Annotated in this window: 7 protein-coding genes and 1 other RNA gene; 3 read left to right on the top strand and 5 right to left on the bottom strand. The window is 40.6% G+C overall.

Going from position 1 to position 12,922, the window contains the following annotated elements; all coding sequences use genetic code 11:
* Nucleotides 1-19: 19 nt before the first annotated feature.
* From AACU33_RS15020 to AACU33_RS15000, 5 genes are all read right to left on the bottom strand, one after another.
* Nucleotides 20-1,261 (bottom strand): M16 family metallopeptidase, encoded by a 1,242-nt coding sequence (locus AACU33_RS15020; RefSeq protein ID WP_096595259.1) that lies wholly within the window; start codon nt 1,259-1,261, stop codon nt 20-22.
* 292 nt (nt 1,262-1,553) lie between these two features.
* Nucleotides 1,554-1,736, bottom strand: a non-coding RNA gene (gene ssrS / locus AACU33_RS15015) — 6S RNA.
* Between the two features lie 59 nt (nt 1,737-1,795).
* Entirely contained in the window at nt 1,796-2,938 is a 1,143-nt protein-coding gene (locus tag AACU33_RS15010; RefSeq protein ID WP_096589459.1) for a 5-(carboxyamino)imidazole ribonucleotide synthase, read from the bottom strand.
* Nucleotides 2,935-3,423 carry a pentapeptide repeat-containing protein gene (locus AACU33_RS15005; protein WP_096589458.1) on the bottom strand — a complete coding sequence of 163 codons (489 nt, stop codon included), beginning with the start codon at nt 3,421-3,423 and terminating at the stop codon, nt 2,935-2,937. Before AACU33_RS15005 ends, AACU33_RS15010 begins: the two co-directional genes overlap by 4 nt.
* 268 nt (nt 3,424-3,691) lie before the next feature.
* Nucleotides 3,692-5,713 carry a hypothetical protein gene (locus tag AACU33_RS15000; protein WP_339376018.1) on the bottom strand — a complete coding sequence of 674 codons (2,022 nt, stop codon included), beginning with the start codon at nt 5,711-5,713 and terminating at the stop codon, nt 3,692-3,694.
* Between the two features lie 1,767 nt (nt 5,714-7,480).
* Here AACU33_RS15000 and AACU33_RS14995 point away from each other — a divergent pair.
* From AACU33_RS14995 to AACU33_RS14985, 3 genes are read left to right on the top strand one after another with little or no spacing between them, the layout of a single operon-like run.
* On the top strand, nt 7,481-9,673 hold the full coding sequence (locus tag AACU33_RS14995; RefSeq protein WP_096589455.1) for an Hsp70 family protein: 2,193 nt from the start codon (nt 7,481-7,483) through the stop codon (nt 9,671-9,673).
* Entirely contained in the window at nt 9,670-10,182 is a 513-nt protein-coding gene (locus AACU33_RS14990; RefSeq protein WP_096589454.1) for a LysM peptidoglycan-binding domain-containing protein, read from the top strand. Before AACU33_RS14995 ends, AACU33_RS14990 begins: the two co-directional genes overlap by 4 nt.
* Nucleotides 10,182-12,914 carry a peptidase M, neutral zinc metallopeptidase site gene (locus AACU33_RS14985; protein ID WP_096589453.1) on the top strand — a complete coding sequence of 911 codons (2,733 nt, stop codon included), beginning with the start codon at nt 10,182-10,184 and terminating at the stop codon, nt 12,912-12,914. The genes AACU33_RS14990 and AACU33_RS14985 overlap by 1 nt, the downstream gene beginning before the upstream one ends.
* Nucleotides 12,915-12,922: the final 8 nt, after the last annotated feature.

Genomic DNA, 12,922 nt, shown 5'->3' with positions numbered 1-12,922 from the left:
CTTAGCTAATGACTCATGACTAACAGGGTTTAAGAATAGTAACAGCGTAATTTTGGGATGAAAGATACTGTTTAGCTAATTGTTGCAGTTCTTGGGCATCAAATGATGAAACTTGTTGAGGATATGTAACTGCTAATTCTGCTTGGGCGATCGTGTTGTAGTAGCCATAAAGCCCAGTCAGTTGATTTGGCGTTTCTGTGGAAAAAGCATACTCATTACACAGCAACCTGCGCGTGCGGGCGAGTTCATTGGGAGTGATTGGCTGATTCTGCAACTCTTCCAAGTGTGCGCGAATCAAGAACTCTACTTTCTCTAGGTGTTCGGGTTCCACCCAAGCACTAATTGTAAATAAACTCGATTCTCGCTGTAAGGCAAAATTACTACAAATACCTTGTACTAATTGCCGTTCTTCCCGCAGATCGCGGACTAAGCGTGAGGTTCTTCCTTCTGCTAATAATACTGAGAGTAAATCTAAACCATAGGCAGTGCGCAGTTCTTCTACACCTGGTGCTAGCCACGCCATCAGTAACCGCCCTTGCTCTAATCTTGGTAAATGCAGTTCTTGGCGGTGAATTCCCTGAATAACTGGATTTTGTATCTTTTGCGGCAGAGGGCATTCAGAGCGTTCGGGAAAATTGTCAAAAGCGCAATTTACCAAATCTAAGGCTGAATCTCGATCCATTCCCCCGACAATTACCACCGTCATATTTTCCGGTTGGTAATTGGCACGGTGAAAACAGCGCATCGCTTCTGGTGAGTGCTGCATTATTTCTTGCTCTGTACCCAGCACTGAGCGTCCGTAAGGATGTCCCTGATAGACGCTTTGAATTAAAGACTGAAATCCTAACCAGTCTGGGTCGTCATGATAAGAGCGAATTTCTTCTAGCACCACATCCCGTTCGCGACTAAATTCATCTTCTGGAATTGCGGCATTCAACAACAGCTCGCCCAGATGAGGTAAAGTCTCTTCTAGGTAAGAAGCAGCTGTAGTCAGGGAATAATGGGCATAATCATAACTGGTAGCCGCATTACTCACTCCACCATTATTTTCAATGTTATAATCAAATACCCCAGGTGGTAATGTTTCTGTACCTTTAAAAATCATGTGTTCCAAAAAGTGAGCCATCCCAAACCAAGGTTCAGGCTCTAGGGTTGCTCCAGCACGCACCCAAACATCCGCCACAACTACAGGGGTAGTTGGAATTTCTTGATGAATCAACGTTAAACCATTGTCTAGATGGAAAACCGAGGCTGGAAACACGCAATTAATAAGTTGTTGTGTTGTCAATTTTTGTAGCTTTAACCACAATTTAACGTAATTTTGCAATCTTAACTCTGAAACAGGCCTAATTCAGAATCAATTTATACAGAATTGGTTTTTTGGGCATTGGGCATGGGGCATTGGGGAGATGAGGGGACAAGGGAGAGAAAGAGGCAGAGGGGCAGGGGGCAGGAAGCAGGGGAGAAATAACTATTGACTATTGACAGATGACAAATGACCAAATAATTAAAGCTCCCAAAGTTGAACTTTACTTTGGGAGCTAAAAATTTTTGAGTTCACCGCGACGCCGTTTTACCTAAGTTTATGACCTGGTTAAACCAGGTGGGTATCTATTTGTCCCGTTTAAAGTTTCCGGGTACTTGCCCGGTATACTGCCACGAGAACTCTTGATTCCCTTTTCTTTAAAGACATAGATCAAAAAACTTGATGGCAGTCACCAACGTCGTAGTGCAACTAACTCATTATAGCCTTCAAAACTTGGTGTGTGCTTAATATAAAAATTTTCTCGCAAATTTACTTGGGATACCAGATAGATTCTATGGTACGAGCGATCGCAATTGCCTCATCTTGGTTTTGACGATCGAGCAAAACGGTGACGTGTCCTAGTTTACGCCCTGGACGGGATTCTGCCTTACCGTACCAGTGGATGTAAGATTGGGGAATTTCGGCTATTTGTTGGCGCTGGCTTTGGTAGTCGCTTTGAGAAGTTTCGTAACCGAGAAGGTTTACCATGACAGCACTGGGAGTCTTGAGTGCGGGATCGCCCAAAGCTAAACCGCAAACTGCTCTCAGGTGCTGTTCAAACTGGGAGGTTTCACAAGCGTCTAGGGAGAAATGTCCGGAGTTGTGGGTGCGGGGAGCAATTTCATTGACGAGGACTCTACCATCTGTGGTGAGAAATAGCTCGATGCCAAAAACTCCTACCACTTGTAGATGATTTAATAGAGTATGGGCGATCGCATCTATTTCTGCTGCTTGATTGACTGTAATCTCTGCTGGTGCGATCACTCGCCGACAAACCTGTTGTTCTTGTTGAGTTTCCACAACTGGGTATGTCACCACCTCTCCAGCTACAGAACGCGCTGCAATTACTGCCAATTCTCTTTCAAAGGGAACAAATTCCTCTATTAAATAGAGTGTATTAATACCAGCTAGCTTCTGCTCTAAACTCGCCCAATCTTTAATAATGAAAGTACCCTGTCCGTCGTAACCGTGGCGTCGCGATTTGAGAACTATGGGAAAACCTAAATGTTCAATTTTAGATTGCAGTTCTTCCGGTTGAATAGTATTATCTAGCGCAAAAAAACGGGGAACTGGTAATCCCAAAGCTTGCAAATAGCAGCGCTGGTGATATTTATCTAATAAAGGAGCTAATGCTGCTAATCTCGGACGGAAACAAACACCTCGGTTTTCTAAGACAGCTAAAGCTTCTAGGTTAACAAACTCGTTTTCAAAGGTGATTACATCGCATTTTTGAGCTAAAACCTCTGTTGCCGCAGCGTCATCAACTTGAGCAAAAACCGTTTCTTGGGCAATACTTACAGCGGGATCTTGTTTACTGGGAGTTTGTACTATTAATTCCACGCCTAACTTCTTGGCTGCATCTCCCATCATCCAGGCCAGTTGCCCGCCACCAATTATACCAACACGCTTCATTGACATCCTAAAGAATCACGAGTTTGCACACCAGTCTTAGAATTGATCCCACTGGCTTTGGCACACAGTTCTTTGATTTGAGCTTTGTCCAGAACTGCATCAGTGAAATCTGCATTGCTGATGTTCACATCAGTAAAAATTGCACGTAATAAAAGAGTTTCTTTTAAAACAGCATCGCTCAAATCAGACCCAGTTAAGTTTACCTGATCTACCATTGCATTTGTTAAATCTGCTCCATGCAAATTTGCTTGTGTTACTACCGAAGCACTCAAAACTGCTCCGCGCAAATCTGCACCTGCAAAGTTAGCCAGTTCTAGATTAGCGTTAGAGAACTCTGCTGCTTGCAAGCTTTGTCCTGAAAAATCATGTCTGCTTAACTCTGCATTACTAAATGACAGCGGATGAGTCCAGTCTGCCAGTGCAGGGGAAGTAATGAAAAATACGATCATCCCCAAAATTAATGCCAACCCTTGCCGCCAAAACATATCCGCTAGGTTATTTAGTATCTAGTCATTGCCTTTTAGCTTATCGCATTTCAGTCAGAGTCATAATTCAACAGATAAGAGTCAAAGAGCGTTGCTGATTGATGTGATAAATCTCTGGATTTGGCTCGTAGTTGCGCTACCCTACGGGAAGGCGCTACTCTACCCTACTCTTCGAGAACGCCTGACGGCGAACGGGAACGACTTCGTCGAACGAGAACGCTCCGCGAACGCGTCTATAGCGCTAAAGCGCAACTACAAACCAGTTTAACTACTTATTATCAATCCTCGTCCACTGGATCTGAGGAGATTCAACTGAAGCACCAGATTCAATAGAAATAGGAATTATCGCCTCGTTTTTCTTAGGTACTTGAACTCTCGTCCCAGGTGCTAAAAATTGACCATTGACGATGCTGTCTCTGCCAAGGGTTGTTCCTTTTGTGGTGTAACCTGTTGCCAGAGAGGGTAAGATACTCTTCCCTTTTCGGACAACTTCCTTAACAAGCATCAACTCGGCAGGAGAAACCTCTCGCGGCTCTCCAACTAAGGGCTGAGATAAGTCACTGTCTACAACACCAAGAAGGCGATTTTGGTAATTGAAGACATACCCAACTTGTTGTATTGAAGAAAGAGCCATTCCTTTTTCCTTGGCAATCCTTTTCGCTTCTTCCTCAAGCTTGAAAGACTTATCTTGTTCCTCAGCCTGAAGAAGGTTACGAATCTCTTCAAATGCTTGTTTTGGTTCGCGGTCGGCTGCAAGCTTCTGGGCTTTTTCAAGAGCTTGAGGAGATATGGACTTTCTGACAACGAGGATCTTTTTGGGCACACCTTCTACTTCAACAGCATCAAAGACTAGTTTTTCTACAATCTGTGCTTTCTCCCCTATCCAACGTTCAGATTGAAGGCGGAATTTTTCAGGATTGGCATTGGGGGGAGTTAGCCCAGCCTTTCTAACCTCTTCAGCAGTAGGGTTAGCTCCGATGAGAGTCACAACGTATTTCGTGACTTTTACTACGTTAGAAGCAGCACTAGTCTGTCTGACTCCACAAGGAGTTCCAAAGAAGTCATAGTTAAAGACTCCTCTTACACCCCATTCTGAGTATTGGTTAGAGCCGACGGTATAATCTCCGACCAGGCTGACTCCAGATGCACAAGATAAAGCCAAGGACATTCCTCCTGAAATTCTTGCGGCTTGACCCTGCGCTGTCTTTGCGAAAGAGTACAAGCGTTGAGCCGCCTCTGCCTGACCAAACACAGAAACTTTTTCTCCAATGGGACGCTGAAGCCCTCCAATGATTCCTAAGTTTCCAAAGGCAGTGCGATCGATATCATCTCCGCCAGTATTTCCAAAACCAAGGACGTTGCTATAAACCCCGACATAGCTGTTGTCACGAAGAGACTTACCAGGTGCGTTAAATACAACTCCGGTGGTCACACCTCCTACTCCAATGGCATTAGATGGAGCCGCAGGGTTGTATGTAGCCTGCCCAAAGAGGAAAGAATTTTTGGATAGGCGATGGCTAACAGTACCTTCAACTCCAGCACTGGAGAAGGTTCCGCCTCCAGCAAAAACAGAACCAGAAAAGTCCGTATTGCCCACTTCTACCCTTCTTGCACCAGCAAGTGGCATGGAGATAGGAACGAGGTTTCCAACGTCTTTGCTCTTCTTCTTCGGTGGTTCTTGAGAATTGGGATTTACTTGGGGAGTAGGTTGTGGGCTGGCTTGAGGATTGGGTTGGGGGCTACCTTGAGGATTTGGTTGAGGGCTGGCTTGTGGATTAGGTTGTGGGCTGCCTTGCGGATTTGGTTGTGAACTGGGTTGTGAACTGGGTTGTGGACTGGGTTGTGGACTGGGTTGGGGATTAGGTTGTGGACTGGGTTGGGGACTAGGCTGTGGGCTGGATTGTGGATTTGGTTCGGGGCTGGGTTGGGGACTAGGTTGTGGGCTGGATTGTGGATTTGGTTCGGGGCTGGGTTGGGGACTAGGTTGGGGACTAGGTTGTGGGCTGGGTTGGGGATTAGGCTGTGGGTTATGTTGCGGATTTGGTTGGGGATTTGGTCGGGGATTAGGCTGTGGGTTATGTTGCGGATTTGGTTGGGGATTTGGTCGGGGATTAGGCTGTGGGTTATGTTGCGGATTTGGTTGGGGATTTGGTCGGGGATTTGGTTGTGGGTTATGTTGCGGATTTGCTTGGGGATTATGTTCTGGCACACACGGTTTTGTTGCTAGTGCAGATTTCGTCAGCAAGATTAACAGTAGTCCAGATACTGCAACAGAAGCCTTATAAATCATTTGATTTTCTCCTCACTTGTGTAGTTTCAAACTCTTCGTTCCAAAGGCTTAGGAAGCCAATAAGCATCAGCAACAATCGCCGCAACTAATGCAGAGCGATCGCCTATCATGACAACAAATAGTTAGACAGCACATAAGCTATTGATTGGGTATCCAAATTTCTGCTTAAGTACTTACGCATATAAGCAGTGCAACTTTCCGACGTGAACTGCTGAAACAGCGATCGCCAGATGTTATTAGGAAGCCAATAAGGGACAAGTTTTCCCTTGCAAACAGCAATATCTGCATTGGTCGTGTATGCCAAAAATACAAAGCTTTAGCTTTCTATTTTTTGTCGCTTAACTACCATTAACGATGGCAAAATTGATTGCTAAATGAATTGAAGACATATAAGCAACCTCTATACCTTGTGTACAGGTGTATTCTAGATTTCTAGACAAGTCTATTTAGTAGTTAATGACAGATCCGAACTGTTTTAATTAGGGGAATTTTTTAGATTCCGTATCAAACTTGATACTATTCCTTAAAATAAACAGTTCTATAAAACTACAAATTATTATTGTAGTTTTATTTAGGAACACAATGAAATTTTGAAAAAATGAACACCTTATCTACCAAGACTGGTGTTCAATATAAATTTTTCTACTGTCAATCAGAATACTTAAAATTTCAATCTCGTAAGTTCAGCAATTGTCATAATTACCTCACAATATCTAGATGAATTTAAGCTAATTCTTTTTTAGGCGGCTCGAAATATTCAGAAAAAGCCTGTTACTGATGATGAAGTTATATAGTCTGTATTACAAGTTTTGATAAATACTTCTAATTCAGACCGATATACTTTTTATTCATCTTGCAAACAGCTATAATCCTTACAGAATAAGACTTATGCCAAATATTGGCTTTAGCTTTTCTGTTGGCAAATAAATGCTCAAACGCTTTATATATCTACAGTAGAAAAATTAGCTCTTACTTTTTTTACTCACAGTGGCTAAAGCTATCTAAAGACTGTGAATCTTGTGTATTTTTTGGGATGCACTCAAAAACAAAATTCATCTTTGTTAGTAACAATACTGTATAAATATTCTTTTACCACATCTTTTCTAGTTTTTAGATAAGATAAACGCATATTTATCTGGCATAGATATGATTGACATAATAAAGCTTATATGCATTATCATCATGGCTGGGAAATATTAAGTTAGTTTAGGACACCTTACATGATGTCTGAAAGTTGTGGCAATTGCTAAGATTCACTACGTTGTAACCGAATTTAGGGTAGGAAATAAATGGATATGTAAAATTAGTTACATTCTTATTTTAAGATTATAAAACTAGAGATTTATATAATTTACTAAGCTGCTTCAGCTTATATAAACCTCTAGTTATATAAAAATTCAAGAGTCAGAATTCAAGATTCAGGATTCTGTATTTTAATTACTGGGTGCTGAATTTTGACAATTTTCATAAATTGTCAGAAATATTGTTCTAAAGCATGATTTATATTTAGTCGGTGCAAATATTTATTGATAAACAACAAAAACGGCAGATGCATTTTGGCATCCACTAATTTTTTCATGCCAATATTTACTGAAGTACAATAATAAATATTCGAGTAGTTTACGTACTTACTCTGTGGGATTTTGCTGGTTGTATCTGTAATAGTCGAAATTAGCTATTGGCTCCTGCTCTGCAATGTTGATTTTATGCAGTAGTCAGAGGTATTGAAAAATTAATTGATACAAGTCATAAGGGTGGCAATTAGCAATGGGCAAAGCAATAGGGATTGATTTGGGGACAACTAATTCTGTCGCCGCTTTTAAGTTGGCTGAAGTTGAAGTTGTGACGGCTAATGATAATACGCCCCCAGATAGGAAACTAACGCGATCGCTCGTTGCTTGCGAGCAAGGTAAATTCTTAATAGGAGATCAAGCTTACAACCAACTACGGGCTGACCCGGAGAACGTAATTGTTTCGATAAAACGCTTGATCGGTAGAGGTTTTAGCGATTCATCTGTACAGAAACAAAAGTCAGAATTTGGTTACAAAATTACCCCACCAAGCCAAGGAACAGATAACGGAATTGCGGTTTGGTTAGGAGGTAAAGAATATCAGCCAGAGGATATTTCTGCGGAAATCCTCAAAAAAGTTGTACAAAACGCTCAAGCTTACCGTCAAGGGATTGGTAAAACAGACGAAATTATAGACCAAGCTGTAATTACCGTCCCGGCTTACTTTAACGACAAACAACGCCAAGCTACCCGCACCGCTGCACTTAAAGCTGGACTGACTCCTTTGGAATTGCTACCGGAACCTACAGCCGCCGCCATATCTTATGGCTTTTCTCCCAAAGGAGACGATTTTAAAACGATTTTAGTATTTGATTTTGGTGGTGGGACATTTGATGCTTCATTAATTCAAGCAGCTGGCACTTCCTTTATTGAATCAGGAAAAGCTGGCGATTTATGGTTGGGAGGAGATGACATTGATTCTCGCATTATCAAGTTTGTAAAAGAGCAAGTTTCCCAACAAGAAAAAATCGCCGATCTTGATGGCTTAATTGCGAAAATGCCTCACTATCAACGAATAAGATTTAATGCTGACTTGAAGATAGCAGCAGAACGGGCAAAAGTTGAATTAAGCACTGCTACAGTATCTCAAATTGCACCTGCTACTCAATTATTAGATGAATTAGGAATTGCTATCCCCATTGAAGTGTCAATTACTCGCGAACAATTTGAAGAATTAATTGCTGATTTGGTAGACCGTTCAATTCAAATTTGTCGCCAAGCTTTAGAATATGCAGAACATCATATAGAGATGGTGGATGTCGTTCTATTAGTAGGGGGTTCTTCCCAAATTCCTCTAGTACAACGCAAAGTTAGAGAGGCTTTTGGAGTTAATAAAGTGGTAGTGCATCCCCGCCCGATGTACGCAGTAGCGGAGGGTGCAGCAATTGTTGCAGCTGGACAAACAGATAAAGTCACCACAGTCTCTCGTGATTACTATATTAAGTTACTGGATGGTCAATATAAAGTTATTAGTCAGGGTGATATTTTGCCAGTAAAGACATCTCACACTTTTAAAACAACTGCTGATGGACAGAGGTTAATTCATTTTAAATTTTTCAATCCTGATGTGGATAAAAATTATGAAAGTATTGGCGATATGTGGTTGGGATTAAACTATTACCATCCACACGGGACAGAAATTCTTGTCAATTTAGAGTTAGATGAAAAAAATGGTGATTTGAGGATGACCGCTACGTTGAAAAACGATCCTTCTGAGAGGGTAAGTTGTACCTTCTCACGAGGGCGGTCTGACGAGAAAATATATCAGGAATTAGAAGAAGCGATCGCAGAACTCAATAACCAAGAATTAACCGATTTTGGTGTGGAAGAAGCACTGAAGTTAGCATTACCAGTTGTGCAGTTAAGCAATCAAATTATCGATCCCCGGACAGGAGAAGAACGCATCGATTTACGCGATCGCGCTGGAATGAACCTGAAACAATTCCAAGTATCCATGTCTAAAGAACGGCTAGAAGCTGAGTATTTCGTGAATGAATGCGATCGCATAGTTAAACTCTGTGGATTTATGATTCCTCAGCCGCAGCAAGAAAGATTACAAAAGCTGAGTCAGAATTTAAAAGATGCGATCGATGCTAACGATCTCTCACGGATGCAGGCTTTAAATGAAGATGCAGATACAGAACTCAACAATTTATCTGATGAAGCCAAACTGATTCAAGCTTGTTTAGCTGCGATTCGCCAAGCCTATTCAGTTGCGCCTACCCAAGCCAATGCTATGTATGAAAAGCTGGCTCGGATGCTGGGTGCTATGGAAAAGAGCGATACACACGAAGCCGATCGCTTATGGCGCGAACTCCAACCAGATGTGAAGCGTTGGCTCAATGAAGAATCAACGGGCAAAACCATTGTCACAGGACTAACACGATGAATATCAAACTTAACTGTCCTGTGTGCGGTTATCAAGAAGTTGCAGGTAAAACTTGTCCTAACTGCGATACCGATTTGTCTGTGATTCGGATGCTTCAAGAATTACCCTCTTTGGATACCCTCGTACAACCAGTAAAAGTTACAACTTGGCCCATAGGAATTGCCTTGTTAATGCTGATTGTTGGTATTTGTATGGGGGCTGGGGGCAGCTTTATTATCCAACAAACACAGTTACACGCATTAACCGTCTCTTCTTCCCATTCAGTTACAAGTATTTCTATCCCAAAACCAACAATTAAAAATACTCCTGTGGTGGTGAAAAAGCCTTCAAAACCAACTACCTATACTGTCAAATCTGGAGATTATCTCAGCGCGATCGCCGAAAAATTTTGTGGAAAAGGAACTTCTTGGGAAGTAATAGTTAAAGCTAATCCTCAACTCAAAGGGCGAGAAAATTATATAGATGTCGGGGAGGTGTTCAAAATTCCCAACTGTAAGGAGCCAGTTTGATGAGCATTCTTGATAGTTTAAACACCTTTAGTAAAACTTTGTTGGGTGTAGGGATTATTGATGCTTATAAGCAAGCACCACAGACTAAAGAAGCCAAGCAAAAAGCAGAAAATTTAGTTCAAAATAAGCATTTACGGGAAGCAGTTAATATTGCTGAAAAGGCTCTTGCTGTTTGGTCTAAGAAACCGGGTTTTTGGGAACGTTTGATTCGCCAATTGTTATTAGGTAATTTATTATATAACTTTACTCAGCAATTACAACAGTGGCGTAAACAAGTTTTAGAAGTAGATAAACTCGCTGTTAAGGCTACAAACCTGCTCAAACAAGATAATAACAATCCTTTAGAAATTCAAGCAATTGAAAATGCGATCGCTGTTTATCAAAGCTGTACTCAAATTCTCCACGATGAGCGCATCTCCAGAGCAATTGACCAATGTCAAAGGGAATTACAACGCAGACAACAATTTCAGCTATTAGTTAAAAAAGCTGAATCACACGCCGAAAATAAATTTTTCAAAAATTCGATCGCTGTTTACCTGGAAGCCGCAGAACTCTACTCTACTGAAGCATTAGAACAGGCGATTAAGGCGGCTAAATCTCAAGTGCAACAAGAAGAAATTTATGAATCTGCTTTCCAAAGAGCGCAACAAGCTCAGAGTGGTGGAAGATTACACGCTGCGATCGCAATTTTACAAGCTGCTTTAACTAAATTTCCGCGCTCAGATGGAATGCAATTCCTTCAAAAAATACAGCAAACAATCAAAGGTCGAGAAGAGTTCCGTAAAGGTTTAGCAGCAGAGAAAGCGAATGACTTTAAAACAGCTGCATCTCTTTACGAAAATGCTAAATTGCTCTTACCTAACCAAATAGACTGCCAAATCAGGTTAGGAATCGTTGCGATTAAAGCAGAAAATTGGGCGATCGCATTATCTCATCTTGTAGGGTTGCCTGGAGAACAAGCTGCTTATCTGCGGGGATTTGCTCATGCGAAACAAGAAAATTTACAACAAGCTTATCGAGAGTGGCAAGGTCTATCTACTACTGCTTTAATTACTAAACAACGCGAAATCCTCAATAGTCTAGCCCAAAGAAAGCGCCTCTGCTTATTACATAATATTGAACAATCTGTCAATACTGAAAATCTAGAACAAGCTCAAACTGCAAGTGAAAAATTTATACAAAAATTTGGTTTAGATCCTTTAGTAGAGGCAAATCTCAAAGAACATATTCAGCCATGTTTAGAAACTAAATTATGGCAAGACAAAGATAAAAAAAATATTGCTAATACACTTGAAAAATCATGGATTTTACAGCCTAATATTACTACATTACATAATTGGGCAGTAGCAACTTATTATTGCGAACATAACGACTTTAACAACCTCTCTAATTTGATAATCGCTTTATCAACAGCATTGGCAAATTTAACTGAAGATCCAACGCTCAAAGATGTGGCTTGGCTGGGAAATCAACTAATTGATTTTAAATTAATATCTCTAGAGCTAAAACGCCGTCTAGAAGCTGCAATTGATAGTTACAAAGATATAAATATTCAAAACTATTTAAATTTACGGGACAAATACCGTTTGGAATTAGTAGCCCTAAAATTTATGGGCGAACCATCAAAGTGTGGGATGAAAGTCAATGATGTATTTGTCACACCTGGCTGTTATCAAAATTATATTGCTCTGTGGCAAGAAATTTTAGTTGATAAAATAGATTCTCACCAACAAATTCTCAATTCTCTATATACTGCTTGGGGATTAGCAGTAGCTGCTTGTGTAGAAGGAGATGCTCAAAGAGCGATTCAACTTAAACCCTCAAAAAAAATTAGTAATAGTAACGAAATATTTGCCCAGCAATTTGTGGCTTATCATGAAGGGTGCTATTATCTCAATCAGAAAAAATGGCGTCATGCAATTACTCCTCTTAAAGAAGCAAAGTCAGAAATTAAAAAGAATCAAGATTGGCAACAAGAAATAGACAGACTTTGTGGATTACAACGTCAAGCAATCTCAGAAATTTCCGAACATTTAGAATTTGCTCAATTTTGGTATGACATCTTAGGTAGTCAACCTGCTAGAAGTTATTTAGCTGAATACAAAGCTGAAAAAATCCGCGAACAAGTTGCTGATGAGAAGATTACCTTAGATAAAGCGTTAAAAGAACTCCGAGAAATCAAAAAAATCGATCCGGAGAATCCTGTTGTGCTTGACTTAATCGAGAGGATTGAATTTAATCAAGAAATCGAAGCGATAGAGAAATTACTCAAGAGTAACAAGTTTGCAGAAGCAGTTAAGCTTGCTAAAAAATCCCAGCATCAACAGGTACGTAATATTGTGGCTGATATTTGCCTAGAAATATTAGTTCAAGGGTTCCAAAAACGGGATTTAGGATTTGAAGATATTTACAATTTAGGGCGTTGGGCTTACGAACTCTGTCCTGAAGATGAAAATGTTCTAGAAGTTTATGAATTTACTCAAGAACTCCAAAAAATTCACGATTTGATGAAACGCGATCGCTTTGATGAAGCAATTCTTATTGCTAAATATTCAGAACACGAATCAATTCGCCACTATGTAGCAGAGTTTTTTATTCAAACTTTAATTAAAGGTCTCCAAAATAGAGATTTATCCTTTGAATTAGTTCAAAAGTTAGGGCGTTGGGCTTACGAACTTTGTCCTGATAAACCTGCTTTTCAAGAAATTTATCACAGCCTGAATATTCATTAATTAAAGGT

This window comes from Calothrix sp. NIES-2098, from assembly GCF_963875125.1.
Lineage (GTDB): Bacteria > Cyanobacteriota > Cyanobacteriia > Cyanobacteriales > Nostocaceae > Aulosira.
Note: the sequence above shows the minus strand (reverse complement) of the source record. Positions and strands in the feature narration are given on the sequence as shown.

Excerpts from the sequence above, each read along its gene's own strand:
- AACU33_RS15010 (WP_096589459.1), bottom strand. The coding sequence starts at position 2,938 with ATGAAGCGTGTTGGTATAATTGGTGGCGGGCAACTGGCCTGGATGATG.
- AACU33_RS15005 (WP_096589458.1), bottom strand. The coding sequence starts at position 3,423 with ATGTTTTGGCGGCAAGGGTTGGCATTAATTTTGGGGATGATCGTATTT.
- AACU33_RS15000 (WP_339376018.1), bottom strand. The coding sequence starts at position 5,713 with ATGATTTATAAGGCTTCTGTTGCAGTATCTGGACTACTGTTAATCTTG.
- AACU33_RS14995 (WP_096589455.1), top strand. The coding sequence starts at position 7,481 with ATGGGCAAAGCAATAGGGATTGATTTGGGGACAACTAATTCTGTCGCC.
- AACU33_RS14990 (WP_096589454.1), top strand. The coding sequence starts at position 9,670 with ATGAATATCAAACTTAACTGTCCTGTGTGCGGTTATCAAGAAGTTGCA.
- AACU33_RS14985 (WP_096589453.1), top strand. The coding sequence starts at position 10,182 with ATGAGCATTCTTGATAGTTTAAACACCTTTAGTAAAACTTTGTTGGGT.